General features: G+C 72.4%; 20 protein-coding genes. 14 read left to right on the forward strand and 6 right to left on the reverse strand.

Features of this window, described 5'->3' with window-relative positions; genetic code table 11:
• The first annotated feature begins 96 nt into the window (after window positions 1–96).
• Complete coding sequence (locus tag ACBI99_RS06235; RefSeq protein ID WP_357591118.1) at window positions 97–969, forward strand: aldo/keto reductase family oxidoreductase; 873 nt, start codon at window positions 97–99, stop codon at window positions 967–969.
• A 10-nt stretch (window positions 970–979) separates the two neighbouring features.
• Here ACBI99_RS06235 and ACBI99_RS06240 read toward each other — a convergent pair whose 3' ends face one another.
• A complete protein-coding gene (locus tag ACBI99_RS06240) occupies window positions 980–1,963 on the reverse strand; it encodes a threonine/serine dehydratase (protein WP_375071845.1) in 984 nt (327 codons plus the stop codon).
• A 101-nt stretch (window positions 1,964–2,064) separates the two neighbouring features.
• On the opposite strand from ACBI99_RS06240, the gene ACBI99_RS06245 reads away from it, so the two are divergent.
• Complete coding sequence (locus tag ACBI99_RS06245) at window positions 2,065–2,568, forward strand: Lrp/AsnC family transcriptional regulator (RefSeq protein WP_219501903.1); 504 nt, start codon at window positions 2,065–2,067, stop codon at window positions 2,566–2,568.
• On the opposite strand, the gene ACBI99_RS06250 is transcribed toward ACBI99_RS06245, so the two are convergent.
• Complete coding sequence (locus ACBI99_RS06250) at window positions 2,563–3,462, reverse strand: LysR family transcriptional regulator (protein ID WP_375071846.1); 900 nt, start codon at window positions 3,460–3,462, stop codon at window positions 2,563–2,565. The genes ACBI99_RS06245 and ACBI99_RS06250 overlap by 6 nt on opposite strands.
• 182 nt (window positions 3,463–3,644) lie before the next feature.
• Here ACBI99_RS06250 and ACBI99_RS06255 point away from each other — a divergent pair, with 182 nt between their 5' ends.
• The 4 genes from ACBI99_RS06255 to ACBI99_RS06270 are packed head-to-tail and all read left to right on the forward strand — an operon-like array spanning window position 3,645 to window position 7,373.
• Window positions 3,645–4,532, forward strand: coding sequence for an ATP-binding cassette domain-containing protein (locus tag ACBI99_RS06255; protein WP_375071847.1), 888 nt, complete (start codon window positions 3,645–3,647; stop codon window positions 4,530–4,532).
• Window positions 4,529–6,091 (forward strand): ABC transporter permease, encoded by a 1,563-nt coding sequence (locus tag ACBI99_RS06260; RefSeq protein ID WP_375071848.1) that lies wholly within the window; start codon window positions 4,529–4,531, stop codon window positions 6,089–6,091. The genes ACBI99_RS06255 and ACBI99_RS06260 overlap by 4 nt, the downstream gene beginning before the upstream one ends.
• A 19-nt stretch (window positions 6,092–6,110) precedes the next feature.
• A complete protein-coding gene (locus tag ACBI99_RS06265; RefSeq protein WP_375071849.1) occupies window positions 6,111–6,488 on the forward strand; it encodes a DUF6223 family protein in 378 nt (125 codons plus the stop codon).
• Between the two features lie 48 nt (window positions 6,489–6,536).
• Window positions 6,537–7,373 (forward strand): SDR family NAD(P)-dependent oxidoreductase, encoded by an 837-nt coding sequence (locus ACBI99_RS06270; RefSeq protein ID WP_375071850.1) that lies wholly within the window; start codon window positions 6,537–6,539, stop codon window positions 7,371–7,373.
• A 9-nt stretch (window positions 7,374–7,382) separates the two neighbouring features.
• On the opposite strand, the gene ACBI99_RS06275 is transcribed toward ACBI99_RS06270, so the two are convergent.
• Window positions 7,383–7,937: a hypothetical protein gene (locus tag ACBI99_RS06275; RefSeq protein ID WP_219501905.1), complete on the reverse strand. Its 555-nt coding sequence runs from the start codon at window positions 7,935–7,937 to the stop codon at window positions 7,383–7,385.
• Window positions 7,938–8,129: 192 nt separating this feature from the next.
• Between ACBI99_RS06275 and ACBI99_RS06280 the strand changes: the two genes are divergently transcribed.
• A complete protein-coding gene (locus ACBI99_RS06280) occupies window positions 8,130–8,669 on the forward strand; it encodes a hypothetical protein (protein WP_375071851.1) in 540 nt (179 codons plus the stop codon).
• An 18-nt stretch (window positions 8,670–8,687) separates the two neighbouring features.
• Here ACBI99_RS06280 and ACBI99_RS06285 read toward each other — a convergent pair whose 3' ends face one another.
• The gene (locus tag ACBI99_RS06285) at window positions 8,688–9,917 is read right to left on the reverse strand and encodes a PHB depolymerase family esterase (protein ID WP_375071852.1); all 1,230 of its coding nucleotides are present in this window, start codon (window positions 9,915–9,917) and stop codon (window positions 8,688–8,690) included.
• A 410-nt stretch (window positions 9,918–10,327) separates the two neighbouring features.
• Here ACBI99_RS06285 and ACBI99_RS06290 point away from each other — a divergent pair, with 410 nt between their 5' ends.
• From ACBI99_RS06290 to ACBI99_RS06305, 4 genes are all read left to right on the forward strand, one after another.
• Entirely contained in the window at window positions 10,328–11,794 is a 1,467-nt protein-coding gene (locus tag ACBI99_RS06290) for an endo-1,4-beta-xylanase (protein WP_375071853.1), read from the forward strand.
• 338 nt (window positions 11,795–12,132) lie between these two features.
• Window positions 12,133–14,862: a beta-L-arabinofuranosidase domain-containing protein gene (locus tag ACBI99_RS06295; protein ID WP_375071854.1), complete on the forward strand. Its 2,730-nt coding sequence runs from the start codon at window positions 12,133–12,135 to the stop codon at window positions 14,860–14,862.
• Entirely contained in the window at window positions 14,859–16,868 is a 2,010-nt protein-coding gene (locus tag ACBI99_RS06300; protein WP_375071855.1) for an RICIN domain-containing protein, read from the forward strand. The genes ACBI99_RS06295 and ACBI99_RS06300 overlap by 4 nt, the downstream gene beginning before the upstream one ends.
• Window positions 16,869–16,924: 56 nt before the next feature.
• Window positions 16,925–18,337: a non-reducing end alpha-L-arabinofuranosidase family hydrolase gene (locus tag ACBI99_RS06305; RefSeq protein WP_375071966.1), complete on the forward strand. Its 1,413-nt coding sequence runs from the start codon at window positions 16,925–16,927 to the stop codon at window positions 18,335–18,337.
• A gap of 118 nt (window positions 18,338–18,455) precedes the next feature.
• Here the strand turns inward: ACBI99_RS06305 and ACBI99_RS06310 are convergent, their stop codons facing one another.
• Window positions 18,456–19,082, reverse strand: coding sequence for an NAD(P)H-binding protein (locus tag ACBI99_RS06310; protein ID WP_357591105.1), 627 nt, complete (start codon window positions 19,080–19,082; stop codon window positions 18,456–18,458).
• A gap of 100 nt (window positions 19,083–19,182) precedes the next feature.
• Here ACBI99_RS06310 and ACBI99_RS06315 point away from each other — a divergent pair, with 100 nt between their 5' ends.
• The 3 genes from ACBI99_RS06315 (at window position 19,183) to ACBI99_RS06325 (ending at window position 22,048) form a co-directional block, all read left to right on the forward strand.
• A complete protein-coding gene (locus tag ACBI99_RS06315; RefSeq protein WP_357591103.1) occupies window positions 19,183–19,554 on the forward strand; it encodes a helix-turn-helix domain-containing protein in 372 nt (123 codons plus the stop codon).
• Between the two features lie 68 nt (window positions 19,555–19,622).
• Window positions 19,623–19,760, forward strand: a complete 138-nt coding sequence (locus ACBI99_RS06320; RefSeq protein WP_219510134.1) for a hypothetical protein — start codon at window positions 19,623–19,625, stop codon at window positions 19,758–19,760.
• A 56-nt stretch (window positions 19,761–19,816) separates the two neighbouring features.
• Window positions 19,817–22,048, forward strand: a complete 2,232-nt coding sequence (locus ACBI99_RS06325; RefSeq protein WP_357591101.1) for a SulP family inorganic anion transporter — start codon at window positions 19,817–19,819, stop codon at window positions 22,046–22,048.
• 55 nt (window positions 22,049–22,103) lie between these two features.
• On the opposite strand, the gene ACBI99_RS06330 is transcribed toward ACBI99_RS06325, so the two are convergent.
• Window positions 22,104–22,934, reverse strand: a complete 831-nt coding sequence (locus ACBI99_RS06330; RefSeq protein ID WP_357591099.1) for an NAD(P)H-binding protein — start codon at window positions 22,932–22,934, stop codon at window positions 22,104–22,106.
• Between the last annotated feature and the right edge of the window lie 44 nt (window positions 22,935–22,978).

Consider the following 22,978-nt stretch of genomic DNA (forward strand, 5'->3'; position numbering starts at 1 on the left):
TCAGAGTGCCTACTTCCGGAAAGGAAGCTTCTCTCCAATGCTGATGCAAGGAGGCGGCGGACGCCACCTCCTGATGGCATGACGAAAGGCGATGACATGAGCACCCCGGCTCGCACTCTTCCCGGCGGCACCTGGACCCTGGGCGACCTGACCGTCACCCGGTTCGGGTACGGCGCCATGCAACTGGCCGGCCCGTGGGTCATGGGGCCGCCCGCCGACCGCGACGGCGCCCTGGCCGTGCTGCGCGAGGCGGTCGACCTCGGCATCACCCACATCGACACCAGCGACGCGTACGGGCCGCGCGTCACCAACGAGCTGATCCGCGAGGCGCTGCACCCCTATCCCGAGTCGCTGCGCATCGCCACCAAGGTGGGCGCGACCCGCGACGAGCAGGGCGGCTGGCCTCCGGCCCGGCGGCCGGAGGACCTGCGCCGCCAGGTCCACGAGAACCTGGAGTCCCTGGGGCTCGACGTGCTCGACCTGGTCAACCTCCGGCTCGGCGACGCCGAGGGCCCGCGGCCCGGCTCGCTCGCCGAGGCGTTCGGGACGCTGGCCGACCTTCAGCGGCAGGGCCTGATCCGTCACCTCGGCGTCAGCAACGCCACGGCGGAGCAGGTCGCGGAGGCGCGGAGCATCGCGCCGATCGTGTGCGTGCAGAACATGTACAACCTCGCCCACCGCGGCGACGACGCGCTCATCGACCGGCTCGCCGCCGACGGCGTCGCGTACGTGCCCTTCTTCCCGCTCGGGGGCTTCACCCCGCTCCAGTCGTCGGCGCTCTCGGCGGTCGCCGCCCGCGCGGGGGCGGCGCCGATGTCCGTCGCGCTGGCCTGGCTGCTGCGGCGGTCACCGAACATCCTGCTCATCCCCGGCACCTCGTCGACGGCCCACCTGCGTGAGAACGTCGCCGGCGCGGGCCTGTCCCTCTCGGAGGAGGACCTGGCCGAGCTGGACGGCATCAGCCGCTGACCGGCCCCCTTCAGCAGGAGGAGCGCGCCAGCCGGGCCGCGAGCTCCCGGACCTGCTCGGGGCGGGGGTTGGCGCCGGTCAGCACGGTCGCCGGCCGGTCGCCGGCGACCAGGCCCTGGGCGATCGCGGCCAGGCCGGCCGCGCCCGCCGGTTCCAGGAGGATGCCCAGCGTGCGCGCCGCCAGCTCCACGGCCGCGGCGATGGCCTCGTCGCTCACCAGGACGATCTCGTCCACCAGGGCGCGGGCCCGCCGCACCGAGGCTTCCAGCGGGAGGCTCACCGCGATCCCGTCGGCGAAGGTGCGGGCGTGTTCGACGCGGACCGGGCGGCCGGCGCGCAGGCTCTCCAGCATCGAGGGCGCGCCCTCGGCGTTGACGCCGACGATCCGGGTGCCGGGAGCGTGCTCCTTCATCCACCGTCCCACGCCGTTGATCAGCGCGCCGTCGCCGACCGGGAGCACGACGGCGTCGTACACCGGGCGCCCCGCGCCACCCGGCCGGGGCCGGGTCAGCTCGACCCCGATCGTCCCGGCTCCCTCGGCGATCGCCGCCTGCGAGCCGTCCTGCGCGTAGAAGCGGTCAGGGTGGTCCGCGGCGTAGGCGGCCGCGGCCTCCCGCGCGGACGATCCGTCCGGCCCGGCCGCGATGACGCGGGCGCCGAACGCTTCCATCCGTTCACGCTTGTCGGGGTTGACCGTCTCGGGCACGAACACCTCGACCGGCATCCCCCGGGCCCGCCCGGCGTAGGCGACGGCCTGCCCGAAGTTGCCCGAGCTGGCGCACACCACCGGCGTGCCGGGGGCGAGGGTGCTCAGCATCAGATCGGCGCCCCGGCCCTTGAAGCTGCGCACCGGGTTGGCCGTCTCCACCTTGACGGTCACCGCCCGGCCGCCCAGCGCCCGGCACAGCTGCTCGTCGAGATACTGCGGCGTGTCCAGGAACACCGGATCGATCACCCGCACGGCCTTCTCGATCCGCGCCACGTCCAGATCCACGCGCGCCGCCCTTCCTCGGTAGCTTCGGGAACCCGGCCGACGTTAGCCGAACTCCCGATCGAACCGATTGAGGATTTCGCCCCGCGACGCAATAATCTTGCATGCCCGAACCGCCGCCGCCCCGCCTGGACGAGATCGACGCCCACCTGCTGGACCTGCTCCAGCACGACTCCGGGCGCACCCTGCACGAGCTCGGCGAGCAGGTCGGGCTCTCGCCCAGCGCCGTCCAGCGGCGGATCGCCCGCTACCGCAGGGACGGCCTCATCACCCGGCAGGTCGCCGTCCTCGACCCGCACCTCTTCGGCCCCACCGTCCTGGCCACGGTCCTGGTGACCCTGGCCAGGGAGTCGTTCGAGCACCACCGCGCCTTCGCGGGCCGGATGCGCGCCGACCCGCAGGTCCAGCAGTGCTACCGGGTCGCCGGACCGTGGGACTACGTGGTCGTCCTGGCCGCGCGGAGCACCCGCGACTGCGGCCGGCTCGGCGACCGCCTGTTCAAGGCGGACGACAACGTCCAGCGCTACGAGACGCTGGTCGTCTTCGACACCGTCAAGACCGGCCTGACCCTCCCCCTGCCCGCCCTTCCCCAGGACGGGCGGTCATAGGTCGCCCGTCCTGAGCGGGCCGAGGTCGCGGACGGTCCTGGCGAGGGCGCGGATGGGGCCGCTCTCCGCCTTGGTGCGCCACACCAGGGCGTACGGCAGGGCGCCCATGTCGCGTACGGCCAGGTAGGTGAGGTCGGGGCGGACGCCGTAGCGGGCCATGTGCGCGGGGAAGACGGTCACGACCTCGCCCAGGCCGGTCAGGGTGAGCACGTCGTTGGGGTTGTGGACCAGGGGGCCGCGCTCGATGCGGCGGCCCTTGCGGGTCCGGGCGGGCAGGTAGCTCTCGAACCAGTACGCCGGCCCGATGTCGGTGTCCGGGTGCTGGTAGTCGCTGACCATCTCCAGGGAGACGGACGTGTGCCGGGCGAGCTCGTGCCCGGCGGACACCGCGAGCACCCGCGGCTCGGAGAAGAGCACCGGGCCGACGGTGAGGTCGGGCTCCTCGACCGGTAACCAGGCGACCAGGACGTCGAGCTCGCCGCGGCGCAGGTTGCCGAACATGTCGGTGAAGGGCGGGTGGCTGAAGCGCAGCTCCCAGGCGGGGTGGCGGGCGCGGAAGGTGGCCCAGTAGGGGCGCAGGTCGTGGACGTTCATCGGCAGCATGCCGACGCGGAGCACGGAGGTGATGCCCCGGGCCGCGAGGCGGGCGCGTTCGATGGCCTCGCACAGGGCGGCGTAGGCCGGCCCGAGCTCGCCGTGGAGCTGCCGGCCGAGCGGGGTGAGCTCGATCCTGCGCCGGTTGGAGCGGTCGAACAGCGCGCCGCCCAGGCGGCGTTCCTGCTCGGCGATGGCCTGGCTGACCCGGGCCTGGGAGACGTGCAGCCGCGCGGCGGCCCGGCCGAAGTGCAGCTCCTCGGCGAGCACCAGAAAGATCGTTATGTCACGTATCTCCATTGGCCCGATTTCAGGTTGATCGAGGCTCTGTCCAGCGGTGATAACCGGGGTGTTATCGCGGGTGCGCCGAGAACGGCGTTGATCGGGGTCCAGCGGCTCTGCACAGTGAGGTCCGGCCCCATAGAGCGCGCGGACCGGCCCTGGTGCACAGCGTAACAACACTCCCCCCACTGGAGCCTCCCATGAACGTCGCGATCGCCGTCGAAGAGCTCCGCAAGAGCTTCGGGCGCACGCACGCCCTGGACGGCCTGACGATGACCGTCCGGACCGGTGAAGTCCACGGCTTCCTCGGCCCGAACGGGTCGGGCAAGTCCACCACGATCCGCATCCTGCTCGGGCTGATGCGCGCCGACTCGGGCTCCGCCGTCCTGCTGGGCGGGGACCCGCGCAAGGACGCCGCCGCGCTGCACCGGCGGCTGGCCTACGTGCCAGGAGACGTGAGCCTGTGGCCGTCGCTGACCGGCGGCGAGGTGATCGACCTGCTCGGCGAGCTGCGCGGCGGCCTGGACCCGGCGCGGCGGGCCGACCTGGTCGAGCGGTTCGGGCTCGACACCCGCAAGCGGACCAGGACGTACTCCAAGGGCAACCGGCAGAAGGTCGCCCTGGTCGCCGCCTTCGCCTCCGACGCCGAGCTGCTCGTCCTGGACGAGCCGACGTCCGGGCTGGACCCGCTGATGGAGGCGGTCTTCCAGCGGTGCGTCGCCGAGGAGAAGCGGCGCCACCGTACGGTCCTGCTCTCCAGCCACATCCTGTCCGAGGTCGAGGCGGTGTGCGACCGGGTCAGCATCATCCGCGCCGGGCGCGACGTCGAGTCGGGGACCCTGGCCGAGCTGCGCCACCTCACCATGACGAGCGTCACCGCCGAGCTGTACGGCCCGGTCCCCCAGTTGCCCGGCGTCCACGGCCTGACCGTCGAGGGCCGGCGGGTCTCCTTCCAGGTGGACGGCGACCGGCTGGAGAAGGTGATGCTGCTGCTGGCGCGGGCCGGGATCGCGAGCCTGACCAGCCGGCCGCCGTCCCTGGAGGACCTGTTCCTGCGTCACTACGCCACGCGGGACGGTGCGGCGTGACGGGCACGTGGACGCTGGTCAAGCTGGTCGCCCGCCGCGAGCGCCTGATCGCCCCGGTCTGGATCCTCCTGCTCGCCGTCCTGGCGGCGGGCCAGTTCAACCGGTACGCGACCGGCATTCCCGACATCGGCGCGTTCGCCCGGGAGATGAGCGCCAACAAGGCGCTGACCGCGTTCGCCGGGGAGGTGTACGCCTCCTCGGTCGCCGCCATGGCGGTGTGGAAGAACGCCGACGCCATCTACACCGTCATCGGCCTGATCGCGATCCTCACCGTGGTCCGGCACACCCGGGGCGAGGAGGAGTCGGGCCGCGCCGAGCTGGCCGGGTCCGGCGTCGTCGGCCGGTCCGCGCCGCTGACCGCCGCGCTCGCCGTGACGTCGGCCTGTGTCGTCCTGGCCGGGCTGGTCACCGCCTCGGCCATGATCCTGGCGGGCGCCGGGGCGGCGGGGTCGGTGGCGTTCGGCGCCGCGATCGCCGCCGCCGGGCTGGTGTTCGCCGGCATCGGCGCCCTGGCCGCCCAGGTCACCCAGGGCGCCCGCGCCGCGATCGGCATCGCCGCCGCCGGCCTGGGCGCCGGCTACGGCCTGCGCTTCCTCGCCGACGGCAGCGGCCTGACCGCGCTGAAGTGGCTCTCGCCGCAGGGCTGGTCGCACCTGGTCCGCCCGTACGGGACCGACGACGTGGCCGTCCTGCTGCTCAGCCTGGCCCTCTTCGCGGTCACCGCGGCCCTCGCCCACCGGCTCAACGCCCGGCGGGACGTGGGGCTCGGCCTGATCCCGGAGCGTCCCGGACCCGCGTCCTCGGTACGGCTGCGCGGCCCGCTCGCCCTGGCCTGGCGGACGCAGCGGGGCCTGCTGATCGGCTGGACCGTCGGTTACGCGGCCGCCGGGCTGGTCCTCGGCGCGCTGGCCCGGTCCATCCCGGAGGTCGCCAGGCAGGGAGCCGCCGTCGAGGAGTTCTTCCGCCGCTACACCGCCTCTCCCGAGGCCACGATGACCGACGCGTACCTCTGGCTGATCGTGCTCGGCCTCGGCTACGTCGCCGCCCTCCACCCGCTGCTCGTGCTGCTGCGGCTGCGCGACGAGGAGCTTTCCGGGCGGGCCGGGCTGCTGTTGTCCACGCCGGTCGGCCGGACCCGCTGGGCCTGCTCCCACCTGGTCCTCGCCGTGCTCGGCAGCGTCGTCGTCCTCGCCGCCGCCGGTCTGACGCTGGGGCTGACGGCCGGGGAGCCGGGAAAGGCTCTGGGGGGCGCGCTGGTCCAGGCGCCCGCCGTCTGGGTGCTGGCGGGGGTCGGCCTGCTGGCCTTCGGCCTGCTGCCCAGGGCCGCGGCGGCGATCTCGTGGGCCGCCTTCCTGTTCGTCAACCTGTTCGGCGAAGTGCTGGGACCCATCGTCGGGATCGACTACTGGGTCGCCCGGTTCTTCGTCCCCTTCCCCAACCTGCCGATGATCGTCTCGGGCGGCGACTTCACCGTGGCGCCCGTCCTGATCATGCTCGCCGTCACGGCGCTCCTCACCGTCACGGGGCTGGCCGGGCTCAACCGGCGCGCCCTGTCCTGATCAGCAGAAGGGACTTCTCATGTCCATCCACTCCGTGCTCGCGGACGTCGTGGCGCAGTCGCCGGACGCCGGTCCCGGCGCTCTGACCGCCGACCGGCTCTGGTCCCTGGCGGGCGCGCTGCTGAGCCTGACCGGCGCGGTCGCGGGCGGGCTGGCGCTGGCCCGCGCCGCCCGCGCCGCCCGCGGCAGCGGCGCCCGGCGCGGCGGGGTCGTCGTGGCCCTGGCGGCGGGGGCGGCCGGCACGGTGATCGGCGCGGTGGTGCTGGTCACCGCCGACGGCGGCCCCGGCACCGGCAACGGCACCGTCGGCGGCTACGTGGCCCTGGCGCTGGGGGTGATCGCCCTGGTCCTCGGCGGGCTGGCGCGGGCCCGTTCCGCCCGCCGGCCGGCCGCCTGACCCCGGGCACGCGGCCCGGCCATCCGGAACGAAGAGGAGGAAGACATCATGAGCAAGGTCTGGTTCGTCACCGGTTCGTCGCGCGGTCTCGGCCGCCGGTTCGTCGAGGCCGCCCTGGCCAGGGGTGACAGGGTGGCCGCCACCGCCAGGACCGTCGCCGGCCTGGACGACCTGGTCGCCCGCCACGGCGACGCGGTGCTCCCGCTGGTCCTGGACGTGACCGACAGGACGGCCGTGTTCGCGACGGTCGAGCGGGCCGCGAAGCACTTCGGCCGCCTGGACGTCGTCGTGAACAACGCCGGGTACGCCCAGTTCGGCGCGGTCGAGGAGCTGACCGAGCGGGAGCTGCGCGACCAGATGGAGACGAACCTGTTCGGCGCGGTCTGGGTGATCCAGGCCGCGCTGCCGTACCTGCGCGAGCAGCGCTCCGGGCACATCGTCCAGCTCTCGTCGGCCGCGGGGATCATCACGATGCCGCTCGGCGGCGCCTACCACGCCTCCAAGTGGGCGCTCGAAGGGCTCAACGAGGCCCTGGCCGCCGAGGTCGCCGGGTTCGGCGTCAAGGTGACGGTCGTCGAGCCCGGCACGTTCGCCACCCGCGACGGCAAGAACCCGGACCCGCTGGCCAACGGCCACCTGGCCCGGACGGATCCGGCCTACGACGACGTCCGCAGGCGTCTCGGCGCGATGACCGGGAAGCTGCCCGCCGGTGACCCGGCCGCCGCGGCCCAGGCGCTGCTCACGCTCGTCGACCTGGACAACCCGCCCCTGCGGGTGATCTTCGGAGTGGGCATCCATCCGATGATCCAGCAGGTCTACGCCGACCGGCTCAGGACCTGGGACGAGTGGCAGGAGCTCTCGGCCGCGTCCCACGGCGGGACCTGACGCCTGCGCTCAGGGCTGGAGGTCGGTGAGGGTGAGGATGGTCGCGCCGGTGCTGCCGCCGTAGCCGGGAGCCAGGCAGTCGAGGAGCGGCGTGATGGGGTCCTCCAGGGTGACGCCCTCGGAGGTCACGGTGTCGCCGGCGAACTTGCCCGCGGTGACGGCGCCGACGACGGCGAAGACCGACTGGCCCGCGACCACGTTGAGCGTGACGGTGTAGCTGATGGTCGAGGTCTCGCCGGTGTTCCAGGTCACGACCTCGGTCGCGGGCATGGCGCCGGACAGGCAGCCGAGGCTGCCCTGCCCGGAGATCGTCGACGTGCCCGAGGTGATGTCCGGGTCGCTGGACACGCAGGTCGGGTAGGTGCCGGTGCCGGTCATGGTCACGTTCTGCTCGGTCAGGCGCAGCTTGGGCGAGAAGGTCAGGGTGTTGGTGCCGTCGATCGAGCAGAGGACGTCCTGGCCGATGGCGTGCGCCGGTGCGGCGTACGCCATGCCCAGGGGGCAGAGCAGCGCGAGGACGGCGCCGCAGACCGCGGTCCTGGCTGAGGTGGCTCCGGTGCGCATGGGGCGTCCCTTTCGCGACGAGGCGGAACAGGCGCTGGGAGCCGGTTCTCCCGGACCCCCACCCAGGACAGTAGAGGTCACGGAGCGTGTCGACAAGGTACGATTCTGCCACCATCGCGGGCATAGCGGCGTACCGAGGATGAAGCTGTCATGTCTTGGTACGTCCGATGATTCCGTCCTTGGGAGTGCCCGGTGACCTCTCGTTCCTCTCGGCCGCGCCGAGGCGTGCGCGCCCTGATCGCCGTCGCGGCCGTCGCCGCCTTCAGCGTGGCCGTCCCGGCCGCCGGTCCCGCCCAGGCTGCGGCGCCCGCGCAGTGCCAGGGCACCGAGACCGTCACGTACAGCCCGGGGGTGACCTTCACGCCGCGGGACATCGAGGTGACGGTGAGCGGCGACTTCAGCTCCTGCCTCGACGGCGCGGGCCAGGTCACGAGCGGGACGTACGGGGAGCGGTTCACGATCTTCGCCGGGTGCAACGACCTCCTCGACGGCTTCGAGGCGGTACGGGTCGTCGAGTGGAACACCGGCGACAGCAGCGCCATCGACGGCACCGGGAGCAGCACCGCCGTGGCCGGTCAGGTGATCACCACGTTCACCGGCCCTGTCGTCCAGGGCCGGTTCCAGGGCCGGTCAGCCGTGCAGACCGTCACGCTCGTCCAGCCGGACCTGCTGAAGTGCCTCACCACCGGGCTCACCGGGGCGAACGGGGTGACGACGCTCACCATCACCTGAGCCGGCCGCCTGAGCTGGTCACCTCGTCCAGGTCCACTTCTGGTTGTCGCCGCCGTGGCAGGCGTAGAGCTGGAGGCGGGTGCCGTTGGCGGTGCCCCGGCCGACGGCGTCCAGGCACAGCCCGGACTGCACGCCCACGATCGAGCCGTCCGCGTTGACGCGCCACTTCTGGTTGTCGCCGCCCCAGCAGGAGTAGATCTGGATGGCGGCGCCGTTGCCGGTGCCTGCCGCGTCGAGGCACTTGGCGCCGTAGACCTTGATCTCGCCGGCGGCGGTGGCGGCCCACTGCTGGTTGGCGCGGCCGTTGCAGTCCCACAGCTGCACGGCGGTGCCGTCGGCGGTGGCGGCGCCGGGCACGTCCAGGCAGCGTCCGGAGCCCGTCCCCCTGATCTGCCCGGCGCCGTCGCCGGGCGTGCCGCCGTCCAGGCCGAAGAAGCGGATGGCGTGCGCGGCCATCCCGGGGTGCGGCAGGTCGTGGCCGGCTCCGGTGACGGTGTACGCCTCGACCTGCCCGGAGCCGAAGACCCGCCGGGTCCAGCCGGGCTGCGGGCTGTCGGTGGTGACGGGGGTGGTGCTGATCCCGTGCACTCCGGTCCACTGGTCGACCTGCTCCTGCAGCATCGTGTAGGGCAGGACGGAGTCCTGCGTGCCGTGCCAGGTCATCAAGCGCGGCCGGGGCCCGGTGTAGCCGGGGTAGGCGTTCCTCACCATGTCGCTCCACTGCTGCGGCGTCCTGTCGGCGCATCCGGCGGGGCCGAGGCACCCGTACGGGACGCCCGCGAACGGCGCGCCCGCCTTGAAGACGTCCGGGTAGGTGGCGAGCAGGTTGACGGTCTCCATCGCCCCGGAGGAGAAGCCGGTGGCGAACACCCGCTGCGGGTCGCCGTCGTAGCGTTGCAGGACGTGGTTCGTCATGGAGACGATCGACACCGGGTCGCTGCCGCCGCCGTGGCGCAGGGCGGCGTCCGACCACACGTCGAAGCAGTTCGACAGGCCGTTGGCGCTCTTGTTGGCCTGCGGGTAGATGACGACGAAGCCGTGCCGGTCCGCGAGTGAGGCGAACTCGGTCCCCTGGTGGAAGGCGGGGGCCCAGCCGTTGCAGCCGTGCATCGCCACCAGGACGCCCGGCCTGGGCGCCAGCCGGTCGGGGACGTAGACGTACATCCGCAGGCCGCCCGGGTTGGGGCCGAAGCCGGTCACCTCGGTCAGGGAGGCCGCCGCCGCCTGCGGCGGGGCCGTGAGGAACACGGACAGGAGGGTGATCAGAGCCGCCAGAGCGGCGTACTTCCTGGTACGGGCTCTCGCGGGGGGTGCTGGTCCCATGCTTCCGCCTCTCTCAGGGGGGTGTTAGCGCTAACAGACACGGAGTCGCGGGCGCTGTCAAGCGGGCCCGCATCGGCGCGGCACCCCCTCCCCCGCGCCGACCTCGCGATATCGGGCCACAGAGCCGCGCGGCACGATGAAACTTTCATGCCGGCGCCCCGCCGCCGCATCGCCGGGCGAAACTTTTAGGCGCGCGAACGCAGGACCACCTGGGCAGGCACAGCAGCACCCCACCGAAAGTTTTCAGTCATATCTTGACAAGTTTCGGGACGCTTCCCACACTGAGCCCCCAGGACGATCTCCAGCTCGTGATCCGCTTCATGGAGGTTCAGGCAATGAGCGTCAACGCCGTTTCCCCACCCACCGCCCGGCCACCGCGAAGCGGGCGCCGCCGGGCGCTGATCACCGGCGCGATCGGCGCCGTCGGCCTGGTCGCCGCGCTGACGTCGGCGCTGCCCGCGAGCGCCGCGGAGAGCACGCTGGGCGCCGCCGCCGCCCAGAGCGGCCGCTATTTCGGCACCGCCATCACCTCGAGCAAGCTCGGCGAGGCCGCCTACACCTCGATCGCGGCGCGCGAGTTCGACATGGTGACGGCCGAGAACGAGATGAAGATCGACGCCACCGAGCCGCAGCGGGGTCAGTTCAACTTCACCCAGGGCGACCGCGTCTACAACTGGGCCGTCCAGAACGGCAAGCGGGTCCGCGGGCACACCCTGGCCTGGCACTCGCAGCAGCCGCAGTGGATGCAGAACCTGTCCGGCAGCACGCTGCGCCAGGCGATGATCAACCACATCAACGGCGTCATGGCCCACTACAAGGGCAAGATCTACTCCTGGGACGTGGTCAACGAGGCCTACGCCGACGGCAACTCCGGCGGCCGGCGCGACTCCAACCTCCAGCGCACCGGCAACGACTGGATCGAGGTCGCCTTCCGCACCGCGCGCACCGCCGACCCGGCGGCCAAGCTCTGCTACAACGACTACAACATCGAGAACTGGACCTGGGCCAAGACGCAGGGCGTCTACAACATGGTCAGGGACTTCAAGGCGCGGGGCGTGCCCATCGACTGCGTGGGCTTCCAGGCGCACTTCAACAGCGGCAGCCCGTACAACAGCAACTTCCGCACCACGCTGCAGAGCTTCGCGGCGCTCGGCGTCGACGTGGCCATCACCGAGCTGGACATCCAGGGCGCCTCGGCCGCCACGTACGCCGCCGTGACCCAGGACTGCCTGGCCGTGCCGCGCTGCGTCGGCATCACGGTGTGGGGCGTGCGCGACATCGACTCCTGGCGCTCGGGCGACACCCCGCTGCTGTTCGACGGCAACGGCAACAAGAAGCCCGCCTACACCGCGGTGCTCAACGCGCTGAACGGCGGCAGCACGACGACGCCGCCACCGGGCGGTGACGAGGGCCAGCTCAAGGGTGTCGCCTCCGGCCGCTGCGTGGACGTGCCCAGCGCCTCGACCGCCGACGGCACCGCGGTGCAGCTGTGGGACTGCAACGGGCAGACCAACCAGCAGTGGACGCGGACCTCGGCCGGGGAGCTGCGGGTCTACGGCAACAAGTGCCTGGACGCCGGGGGCTCGGGCAACGGCGCCAGGATCCAGATCTACTCCTGCTGGGGCGGCGACAACCAGAAGTGGCGCGTCAACTCCGACGGCTCGATCGTGGGCGTGCAGTCCGGGCTGTGCCTGGACGCCGTCGGCAACGGCACCGCGAACGGGACCGGGCTGCAGCTCTACACCTGCTGGGGCGGCAGCAACCAGAAGTGGACGTACAACGCGGGCTCCGTCTCGCCCTGATCGCCCCTCCGGGTTCCCCCTCCCTCGGGGTGGAGGGGAAGGGGAACCCGGGGCGGCACGTCGACGCGCGATCTCCCGCACGTTGACGGGCCGGCCCCAGGCCGCCGCCGTGAAACTTTCACGGCGGCGGGCGGGGCCGCGCGATCTCCTCCCGGCGCGAAAGCGCAGCAGGGAAGCCGTCCGGGCGGCATCAGCCGCGCCGCCGGGGGAGGCCCGCCGTTGACGGCGGGCCGGACTGTCGTATGTACTCCCCGGCAACACCCCGAGGAAGAGAACGACGCAGATCCGGCCGGCGAAATGTTAACGCTAACACTCCCCCTCCCCCCAAGGAGCACCGCATGTCCTTGAGCCGTCGTCAGCTCCTCCAGGCCGCGGGCGCGACCGCCGCGTTCACGGTCGCCGGCCAGGCGGCCGGCGCCTCCCCCGCGCTCGCCGCCGCCCTCCCCTGGGCCAGGCCCGACATCGGCGTCTCGGCCTACGAGTTCGACCTCGGCCAGGTCCGGCTGACCTCCGGCCGCTGGCTGGACAACCAGAACCGCACCCTGGCCTACCTGCGCTTCGTCGACGTCGACCGGCTCCTGTACGTCTTCCGGGCCAACCACCGGCTGTCCACCGGCGGCGCGGCGGCCAACGGCGGCTGGGACGCGCCCGGCTTCCCGTTCCGCTCCCACATGCAGGGCCACTTCCTGACGGCCTGGGCGCAGGCGTATGCCGTGCTCGGCGACACCACCTGCCGGGACAAGGCCGACCGCATGGTGGCCGAGCTGGCCCGATGCCAGGCGAACAACGCCGCCGCCGGGTTCACCGCCGGCTACCTGTCCGGCTTCCCCGAGTCGGACATCACGGCCGTGGAGAACCGCACGCTGAACAACGGCAACGTGCCGTACTACTGCATCCACAAGACGCTGGCCGGGCTGCTGGACGCCTGGCGGCTGATCGGCAACACCCAGGCCAGGACCGTGCTGCTGGCGCTGGCCGGATGGGTGGACGCCCGCACGTCGCGGCTGAGCCAGAGCCAGATGCAGGCGATGCTCGGCACCGAGTTCGGCGGCATGAACGCCGTGCTCACGGACCTGTACCAGATGACCGGCGACGCCCGCTGGCTGACCACGGCCCGGCGCTTCGACCACGCGGCGGTGTTCGACCCGCTGGCCTCGGGCCAGGACCGGCTCAACGGGCTGCACGCCAACACGCAGGTGCCCAAGTGGATCGGCGCGGCCCGGGAGTACAAGGCGACGGGCACGACCCGCTACCGCGACATCGCCGCCAACGCCTGGTCCATCACCGTCGGCGCGCACACGTACGTGAACGGCTCCAACAGCCAGGCCGAGCACTTCCGCGCCCCCGACGCGATCGCCGCGCACCTGACCAGGGACACCGGGGAGGCGTGCAACACGTACAACATGCTCAAGCTGACCCGGGAGCTGTGGCTGCTGTCGCCGACGCGGGCCGACTACTTCGACTACTACGAGAACGCCCTGCTCAACCATCTGATCGGGCAGCAGGACCCGGCGAACCCGCACGGGCACGTCACGTACTTCACGCCGCTGAACCCCGGCGGGCGGCGCGGTGTCGGCCCGGCCTGGGGCGGAGGCACCTGGAGCACGGACTACAACTCGTTCTGGTGCTGCCAGGGCACCGGGATCGAGACCAACACCAAGCTGATGGACTCGATCTACTTCCACGACGGCACCACGCTGTTCGTGAACCTGTTCGTGCCCTCCACGCTCGACTGGGCCCGGCGCGGCATCACGGTCACCCAGACGACCTCCTACCCGGTCGGCGACACCACGTCCTTGCAGGTCACCGGCAACGTGAGCGGCTCGTGGACGATGCGCGTGCGCATCCCGGGCTGGACGCAGGGCGCGACGGTCAGCGTCAACGGGGTCCGGCAGGACATCGCCACGACGCCGGGCAGCTACGCCGCCCTCACCCGGTCGTGGGCCCCGGGCGACACCGTGACCGTGCGGCTGCCGATGCGCGTGATCATGAGGGCCGCCGCCGACGACCCCCGGGTGCAGGCCGTCACCTACGGCCCGGTCGTGCTGTCGGGCGACTACGGCAACACCGCCCTGTCGTCGGCCCCCACGCTCACCCCGTCGTCGGTCACCCGGACCAGCGCCTCCTCCCTGACCTTCACGGCCACGGCCGACGGGGCGCAGGTGCGGCTGGGGCCCTTCCACGACGCGCACGGCCACAACTACGTCGTGTACTGGAACACCGGCGGCCCGGGCGGGAGCGGCGCGGCGAGCTTCCGGCTGATCAACGCGGCCAGCGGGCTGGCCCTGGGCATCCAGAACATGTCCACCGCCGACGGCGGCCTGGCCCTCCAGTGGACGGACAACGGCACCGCCGACCACGACTGGGTCCCGATCGCCGACGGCAACGCGGTGCGCTTCCGCAACGCGCACAGCGGCAAGGTGCTCGGCGTCGAGAACATGTCGACGGCCGACGACGCGCGGGTGCTCCAGTGGGGCGACACGGGCACCGCCGACCACCGCTGGACGGTCGGCGACACGGGCGACGGCTCCGTCAAGATCCGCAACGCGCACAGCGGCAAGCTGCTCGGCGTACGGAACGGCTCGACGGCCAACGGCGCGCAGGTGGTCCAGGACTCCGACAACGGCAGCCCGGACAACCTGTGGCGGTTCGTGCCGAACGGCGCGCGGCGCATCCAGAACGTGGGGACCGGGATGGTGCTGGGCGTCACCGGCATGTCCACGGCCGACGGCGCGCTCGTCGTCCAGTGGGGCGACACCGGCACCGCCGACCACCTGTGGACGGCGGTCGTCGACAGCGGCGGCTACCTGCGGCTGCGCAACTCCCACAGCCAGAAGGTGCTGGGCGTGGAGAACATGGGCACCGCCGCCGGGTCGCGCGTCGTGCAGTGGGCCGACAACGGCACCGCCGACCACCGCTGGCGGCTGCGCCACGGGCCGGGGGTGACGTTCCGGATCCAGTGCGCCAACGGCGGCCGCGTCCTCGGCCTGGCCGGCACGTCGCAGGGCGCGCAGGTGGTGCTCGCCGACGACGGCGGCGCGAACGACATCCTCTGGAGGTTCCTGTGAGGCGCGTGCTCTCCATCCTGTCGTCCCTGCTCGTCGTGGGCGTGTTCCTGACCCCTCAGGCGTCGGCCGCCACGGTCGACACCAACGCCTGGTACGTGCTCGTCAACCGCAACAGCGGCAAGGCGCTGGACGTGTACAACCTCTCCACGGCCGACGGCGGCCGCATCACCCAGTGGGCGCGCAACGACCAGAACCAGCAGCAGTGGCAGTTCGTCGACTCAGGCGGCGGCTACTACCGGCTCAAGTCCCGCCACTCCGGCAAGGTCCTGGACGTCTACAACTGGTCCACCGCCAACAGCGCCGCCATCGTCCAGTGGACCGACCACAACGGCACCAACCAGCAATGGCGCCTGGCCGACAGCCCCGACGGGCACGTCCGCCTCATCTCCCGCCACAGCGGCAAAGCCCTCGAAGTCCAAGGCGCCTCCACCGCCGACGGCGCCAACATCGTCCAGTACGACGACTGGGGCGGCGCCAACCAGCAATGGCAGCTCGTCCGCGTTGACGGCGGCGGCGGCTACACCAACCCGGTCGTCTGGCAGGACTTCGCCGACGGCGACATCATCCGGGTCGGCGACGCCTACTACTACTCGGCCTCGACGATGCACTACTCGCCGGGCGCGCCGATCCTGCGCTCCTACAACCTGGTCGACTGGGAGTACGCCGGCCACTCGGTCCCGAGGCTCGACTTCGACTCCGGCGCCTACGACCTCAACGGCGGCCGGGCGTACGTGAAGGGCATCTGGGCCTCGACCCTGAACTACCGGCCCAGCACCGGCACCTTCTACTGGATCGGCTGCGTCGAGTTCGGCCGCACCTACGTCTACACCGCCTCCGCCGTGGACGGCACGTGGACCAAGCGCTCGCGGATCGACAACTGCTACTACGACGCCGGCCTGCTGGTCGACACCGACGACACCATGTACGTCGCGTACGGCAACGGGACCATCAGCGTCGCCCAGCTCACGCCCGACGGGCTCGGCCAGGTGCGGGCGCAGCAGGTGTTCCAGACCCCGAGCAGCGTCGGCACCCTGGAGGGCGCCCGCTTCTACAAGCGCAACGGCTACTACTACATCTGGCTGACCCGGCCCGCCAACGGCCAGTACGTGCTCCGCTCCACCTCGCCGTGGGGCCCGTACGAGATGCGCCAGGTCCTGCTCGACCTGCCCGGCCCCATCTCCGGCGGCGGCGTCCCCCACCAGGGCGGGCTCGTCCAGACGCAGAACGGCGACTGGTACTACATGGCGTTCGTCGACGCCTACCCCGGCGGGCGCATGCCCGCGCTCGCGCCGATCACCTGGAGCGGCGACTGGCCGGCCGTGCGGACCGTCGACGGCCGCTGGGGAGTCACGTACCCGAAGCCGAACATCCAGACCAGCCGCACCGTGGCCCCCATGATCGGCCCGGACGCCTTCACCTCGCCCGCCCTCGGGCACCGCTGGGAGTGGAACCACAACCCCGACACCAGCCGCTTCACCACCGGTGACGGCCTGCGGCTGCGGACCGCGACCGTCACGAACGACCTCTACAACGCGCGCAACACGCTGACCCACCGCATCCAGGGCCCGTCGTCGACGGCGACGATCGAGCTCGACCACACGCAGATGGCGAACGGCGACCGCGCCGGGCTGGCCATGCTGCGCGACCGGTCGGCGTGGATCGGCGTCAAACGCGACAACGGCGTCAGCCGGGTCGTGATGACCGACGGGCTGACCATGAACAGCTCGTGGCAGACCACCGGCACGGGCGCCGAGGCGGCGAGCGCGGCCGTTCCGAGCGGCCGGATCTGGCTGCGGGTCAGCGCCGACATCCGGCCGGGCTCCGGCAGGCAGGCCCGCTTCTCCTACAGCACCGACGGCAGCACGTTCACGAGCCTCGGCCCGGCCTTCACGCTGAACAACGCCTGGCAGTTCTTCATGGGCTACCGCTTCGGGATCTTCAACTACGCCACGCAGTCCCTCGGCGGCGCGGTGACCGTGCGCCGCTTCGACCTCACCACCCCCTGACGAAAGGCACAGCCGTGAAACGCAGATTCCTGACCGTCCTGGCGACGGTCGCCGTCATGCTGGCGAGCCTGTTCGCCGCCCTGCAGACCCAGGCCGCCCATGCGGCGACGGTCGACACCAATGCCTGGTACGTGCTCGTCAACCGCAACAGCGGCAAGGCGCTGGACGTGTACAACCTCTCCACGGCCGACGGCGGCCGCATCACCCAGTGGGCGCGCAACGACCAGAACCAGCAGCAGTGGCAGTTCGTCGACTCAGGCGGCGGCTACTACCGGCTCAAGTCCCGCCACTCCGGCAAGGTCCTGGACGTCTACAACTGGTCCACCGCCAACAGCGCCGCCATCGTCCAGTGGACCGACCACAACGGCACCAACCAGCAATGGCGCCTGGCCGACAGCCCCGACGGGCACGTCCGCCTCATCTCCCGCCACAGCGGCAAAGCCCTCGAAGTCCAAGGCGCCTCCACCGCCGACGGCGCCAACATCGTCCAGTACGACGACTGGGGCGGCGCCAACCAGCAATGGCAGCTCGTCCGCGTCGACGGCGGCGGTAACCCGGGACCGTGCGACCTTCCGTCGACGTACCGGTGGAGCTCGACCGGCCCGCTGGCGACGCCGAAGGCCGGCTGGGTCTCGCTCAAGGACTTCACCGTCGCCCCCTACAACGGCAGGCACCTCGTCTACGCGACCACGCACGACACGGGCACCCGGTGGGGATCGATGAACTTCGGCCTCTTCGGCAACTGGTCCGAGATGGCCTCGGCCAGCCAGAACGCGATGTCCGCCTCGACGGTCGCGCCCACCCTCTTCTACTTCGCCCCGAAGAACGTGTGGGTGCTCGCCTACCAGTGGGGCGGGACCGCGTTCTCGTACCGGACGTCGAACGACCCGGCGAACCCGAACGGCTGGTCGGCGCAGCAGGTGCTCTTCTCCGGCAGCATCAGCGGCTCCGGGACCGGCCCCATCGACCAGACGCTCATCGGTGACGGCACGAACATGTACCTGTTCTTCGCCGGGGACAACGGCAAGATCTACCGGGCCAGCATGCCCATCGGGAACTTCCCGGGCAGCTTCGGCACGAACTCGACCGTGATCATGAGCGACACGACGAACAACCTGTTCGAGGCCGTCCAGGTGTACAAGCTCCAGGGCCAGAACCGCTACCTGATGATCGTCGAGGCGATCGGCGCGCAGGGGCGCTACTTCCGCTCGTTCACGGCCACCAGCCTGGGCGGCTCGTGGACGCCGCAGGCCGCCACCGAGGCCAACCCGTTCGCCGGCAAGGCCAACAGCGGCGCCACCTGGACCAACGACATCAGCCACGGCGAGCTGATCCGCACCAGCCCCGACCAGACCATGACCGTCGACCCGTGCAACCTGCAGCTCCTCTACCAGGGGCGCAGCCCGAACTCCGGCGGCGACTACGGCCTGCTGCCCTACCGGCCCGGCCTGCTGACCCTGCAGCGCTGAGCCGATCCGGCGGGCCCGGCACGGTCCGGGCCCGCCCTCGCCCTCTGGCTGGACCGCCGCCGTGGCCACGGAGCCGTCCGCGAGAGCACCGCACCGCCCGCCGGGCCGTGATCGGGTATCAGGTCACGGCCAGGTGGACCCGGTGGTGGCGCGGGTTCTCGGCCTCGTCCAGCAGGGCGATGGCGAAGTCCGCGTACGACATGCGCGCCGCCGGGTCGCCGTGGTCGCGGATCTCGTAGCCGCCGGTGCGCCGCCCCTCGTGGTCGAAGTCGCCGGCCGGGCTGACGTACACCCAGTCCAGCGGGCCGGCCTCGGCCCGCAGCGCCTCCAGCCCGGCGGCGTGGGCCAGGCAGAACGGCCGGAACTCGGCCGGGAACGCGGGCGCGTCCAGCAGCCGGACCCCGTCGGCGCCGTGCAGCAGCGAGGCGAGCCCGGCCGTGACGAGCCTGTCCAGCCCGGCCTCGCGCAGGCCGGCGGCCAGGGCGTGCGCGGCGTCGGTGAAGAACGTGCCGGAGCCGAGCGCCGCGGTCGTGTTGACCGCGTGGTCGTGACCGGCCGCGAGGGCGGCGACGGCCGCCGCGTCGGTGACGTCCCCGGCGGCGACGCGTACGCCGTCGTCCGCCGGGCCGGTGTAGCGGGACGGGTCGCGGACGACCGCGGTGACCTGGTGCCCGCGCCCGCGCGCCTCGGCGACCGCCTGCCTGCCCGCCCTGCCGCCCGCCCCGAAGATCACATACTTGCTCATGGCCGGAATACCTCCCGTTGCGTGGATGCTCCGGGAAAGGTAGCCGCAGCCGCGGTTACCTTCTGGATACCGCGCAACCGGCCGACAGGCGGGAGAGACCGTGACGCATCGCCGACCGCTGCCCCGGGACATGTTCGACGAGCTGTGCCCGTCCTCGCTGCTGCCGTTCCGGTTCGGCGACAAGTGGGCGGCCCTGGTCATGCGCTGCCTGGAGGACGGCCCGCGCCGCTTCTCCGAGCTGCGCGTGCCGCTGCACCGCGTCACCCCGAAGGTGCTCACGCAGTCGCTGCGCGGGCTGGAGCGGGACGGGTTCGTCTCGCGCACCGTGCACGAGGGGCCGAGGCCGGCGGTGGAGTACGCGCTGACGCCGCTGGGGCGGAGCATGCTGGAGCCGCTGTACGCCGCGTGCGCGTGGGCGGCCGAGCACTGGGACGAGCTGCTCGACGCCCGGGAGCGGCACCCGGCCCCGTGACCCCGCCGGCGGCTCGCCGGTCGCGATTATCACCGAGCGTGACCGGACCGGCTGGTAGCGTCGCTGCCGTGGCTCGGTTCAAGGGCTTGCCCGGCGGCGACGGATGGCGGCGCGCGATGACCGCCGCGGCCGTCGTCCTGCTGATCGCCGTCGTCCTGTCCATCGCCGCGATCGCGATCCTGCTCCAGACCGCCGGGCTCGACTGAACGTCGCCGGATTCGCCCCTGTCGTGCGGAGGTGTCGCTCCCCTAAGGTTTGCGGCATGAAAACCATTACTCTGAGTAGTTGGATAACTACTCTCAGACATGATGTTCCGGCATCACTGGTGGTGTTCCTCGTCGCCGTGCCCCTTTCGCTCGGCGTCGCCATGGCGGCCGGGGCGCCGCTCGCCTCCGGCCTGATCGCCGCCGCGGCGGGCGGGATCGTCGCCGGCTGGCTCGGCGGATCGGCCGTCCAGGTGAGCGGGCCGACGGCGAGCCTCACGCTGGTGATCGCCGGGCTGGTGCAGACCTACGGCTGGCGCGCCACCTGCTTCATCACCATCCTCGCCGGGCTGCTCCAGCTCGTCCTGGGGGCGTTCAAGGCGGCGCGCGCCGCGCTGGCCGTCTCCCCCGCCGTCGTGCACGGCATGCTGACCGGCGTCGGCATCATCATCGCCGTGGCGCAGCTCCGCGTCGTGCTGGGCGGCGACCCGCAGCACTCCACCTGGGCCAACCTGGTCGAGCTGCCCGGCCAGATCATCGACGCGCACGGCCACAAGGTCATGGTGGGCGTGCTCACCATCACCGTGCTGCTGCTCTGGGGCCGCGCGCCCAAGCACGTCCGGGCGGTCCCGGCGCCGCTGGCGGCGCTGCTCGTGGCCGCGGGCACGGCGTGGGCGTTCGGCTGGGACGTCACCCGCATCGACCTCACCGGCGCCGTCACCGCGTGGCAGCCGCCGCAGATCCCGCAGGGCGAGTGGCAGCTCGTCGCGGTCGGGGTGCTCCTGGTCGCCCTGCTGGCCGGGGCCGAGTCGCTGCTGTGCTGCGTGGCCACCGACGCCACGCACACCGGCCCGCGCGCCGACCTCGACAGGGAGCTGTCCGGCCAGGGCGCGGCGAACGTCGTCAGCGGCCTGCTCGGCGGCCTCCCGGTGGCCGGGGTGATCGTGCGCAGCACGACGAACGTGCGCGCGGGCGCGCGCAGCCGCTGGTCCGCCGTCCTGCACGGCGTCTGGGTGCTGCTCTTCGCGCTCTGCCTGGGCTGGACCATCAAGCTCATCCCCATGGAGGCGCTGGCGGCGCTGCTCGTCTTCATCGGCATCCGGACGATCAGCCTGGGCCACATCAGGAAGGTGCACGGCCACAACGAGGTGCCCGTCTACCTGGTGACCATGCTCGTCGTGGTCGGCGTCGGGCTGGCCGAGGGCGTCGTCGCCGGGCTCGGCCTGGCGGCGCTGCTGGCGCTGCGGCGGCTCACCCGCGTGACCGTGGACAAGCGGCCCGCGCCGGACGGCCGCCTGCACGCGACGATCTCCGGCTCGCTCACCTTCCTCGGTGTGCCGCGCCTGACGCAGGAGCTGCGCGCCATCCCGGCCGGCACCGCCGTGGAGCTGGACCTGAACATCGACTTCATGGACTACGCCGCCTTCGAGGCGCTGCACTCCTGGCGGCTGGACCACGAACGGCTCGGCGGCACGATCACCATCGACGAGCTCCACGACGAGTGGTACACGATGGCGGCCAGCGGGGCCCGCATGTTCCCGGCCAAGAGCCCGCCCCGGGCGGCCCACCACTGGTGGCTGCCGTGGGCGCACCACCGCCGCCTCCCGGCCGTCGCGGCGGCCGGGCAGTGCCGGCTCACGCAGGGGGCCGACGAGTTCCACCAGCACCGGGCGCCGCTGATGCGGTCCATCTTCACCGAGCTGGCCCGCGCCCAGCAGCCGACGCACCTGTTCATCACCTGCGCCGACTCGCGGGTGGTGCCCAGCCTGATCACCTCCAGCGGCCCCGGCGACCTGTTCACCGTGCGCAACCTGGGCAACCTGGTGCCGCGCGCGGGCTCGGACCTGGGCGACAACTCGGTGGCGGCGGCCATCGAGTACGCCACCCGCGTCCTGGACGTGCGGACGATCACGGTGTGCGGGCACTCCGGCTGCGCGGCGATGGTGGCGCTGCTCACCGGCCAGCGCGACCGGCCCGACCTGCCGGAGCTGGACCGCTGGCTGCGGCACGGCGATCCGAGCCTGGCCAGACTCGGCCCGCCGGGCGACGGCGAGCCGCCGCCCGGCGACACGCTCGACAGGCTCTGCCGGCTGAACATCCAGCAGCAGCTGGAGAACCTGCGGACCTACCGCGGCATCGCCGAGCGGGTCGAAGCGGGGCAGCTGGAGCTGGTGGGGCTCTACTTCGACATCGCCTCGGCGCGGGTGCACGTGGTGCCGCCCGCGCCGTCCGATCCTTCGTCGTCCCCGGCCCCCTCGGCGCCCTCGGTGCCCGAGCCCAGCCAGGGCTGACCGCAGGAGGTCACCGTGCCGCGCCCGGCGCGGTGACCTTCCGGTCGCGGCGGGGTCAGGCGCTCCAGGCTCCCGCCTGGGCGGCCTCCTTGACGTACGCGGCGAAGGAGCGCGGTTCGCGGCCGAGCGCGCGCCGTACGCCGTCGCTGACGTGCTCACCGGCGCCGTCGCGGATCCGGACGAGGAGTTCGGTCACCAGGTCGGCGGCCTCGGCCGGCAGCCCCTGGCCGGTCAGCGCGGCGGTGAACCCGGCCGGCTCCAGGGGCGTGTAGCGGATCTCCCGCCCGGCGGCCTCGGCGATCAGCTCGACGGCGGTGCGGAACGACAGCGCCTCCGGCCCGGACAGCTCGTAGATCTCGCCCGCGTGGCCGTCGCCGGTGAGCGCGGCGGCCGCGACGTCGGCGATGTCGCCGGCGTCGACGAACGCCTCGCGCCCCTCGCCGGTCGGCAGCGCCAGCTCCCCGGCCAGGATCGGCTCCAGGAACAGGTCCTCGCTGAAGTTCTGCGCGAACCAGGCCGGGCGCAGGATCGTCCACTCCAGGCCCGTCGCGCGCACGGCGCGTTCGACCGGCTCCTGGTACGACCCGGCCGCGCCGGCCGGGCCGCGCGCCGACAGCAGCACGACCCGGCGGACGCCGCTCTCCGCCGCCGCGCCGGCGAACTCCGCCACGGTGGCGACCGGGACGGACTCGTGCATCGGGACGAGGTAGACCGCGCCCGCCCCGGCCAGCGCGGGCCGCCAGGTGTCACGGTCGGCGAGGTCGAAGGCGGGACTGCCGGAGCGGGAGGCCGCGCGGACGGGAAGGCCGAGCCGGTCGAGCCGGGCGGCGACACGGCGGCCGGTCTTGCCCCGGGCGCCGATCACGAGAATGGGTGAAACGGACATGCGGCCAGCACATCAGAAGCTCGGGGAGACGATCCATGGCCATC

This window comes from Nonomuraea sp. ATR24 (genome assembly GCF_041950485.1).
In the GTDB taxonomy this organism is placed as follows: domain Bacteria; phylum Actinomycetota; class Actinomycetes; order Streptosporangiales; family Streptosporangiaceae; genus Nonomuraea; species Nonomuraea ceibae.

Bases quoted from the DNA above. Each gene is read 5' to 3' on its own strand.
- ACBI99_RS06235 (WP_357591118.1), top strand. From the start codon at position 97: ATGAGCACCCCGGCTCGCACTCTTCCCGGCGGCACCTGGACCCTGGGC.
- ACBI99_RS06245 (WP_219501903.1), top strand. From the start codon at position 2,065: ATGCCCGAACCGCCGCCGCCCCGCCTGGACGAGATCGACGCCCACCTG.
- ACBI99_RS06250 (WP_375071846.1), bottom strand. From the start codon at position 3,462: ATGGAGATACGTGACATAACGATCTTTCTGGTGCTCGCCGAGGAGCTG.
- ACBI99_RS06255 (WP_375071847.1), top strand. From the start codon at position 3,645: ATGAACGTCGCGATCGCCGTCGAAGAGCTCCGCAAGAGCTTCGGGCGC.
- ACBI99_RS06265 (WP_375071849.1), top strand. From the start codon at position 6,111: ATGTCCATCCACTCCGTGCTCGCGGACGTCGTGGCGCAGTCGCCGGAC.
- ACBI99_RS06270 (WP_375071850.1), top strand. From the start codon at position 6,537: ATGAGCAAGGTCTGGTTCGTCACCGGTTCGTCGCGCGGTCTCGGCCGC.
- ACBI99_RS06275 (WP_219501905.1), bottom strand. From the start codon at position 7,937: ATGCGCACCGGAGCCACCTCAGCCAGGACCGCGGTCTGCGGCGCCGTC.
- ACBI99_RS06290 (WP_375071853.1), top strand. From the start codon at position 10,328: ATGAGCGTCAACGCCGTTTCCCCACCCACCGCCCGGCCACCGCGAAGC.
- ACBI99_RS06295 (WP_375071854.1), top strand. From the start codon at position 12,133: ATGTCCTTGAGCCGTCGTCAGCTCCTCCAGGCCGCGGGCGCGACCGCC.
- ACBI99_RS06305 (WP_375071966.1), top strand. From the start codon at position 16,925: ATGCTGGCGAGCCTGTTCGCCGCCCTGCAGACCCAGGCCGCCCATGCG.
- ACBI99_RS06310 (WP_357591105.1), bottom strand. From the start codon at position 19,082: ATGAGCAAGTATGTGATCTTCGGGGCGGGCGGCAGGGCGGGCAGGCAG.
- ACBI99_RS06325 (WP_357591101.1), top strand. From the start codon at position 19,817: ATGAAAACCATTACTCTGAGTAGTTGGATAACTACTCTCAGACATGAT.
- ACBI99_RS06330 (WP_357591099.1), bottom strand. From the start codon at position 22,934: ATGTCCGTTTCACCCATTCTCGTGATCGGCGCCCGGGGCAAGACCGGC.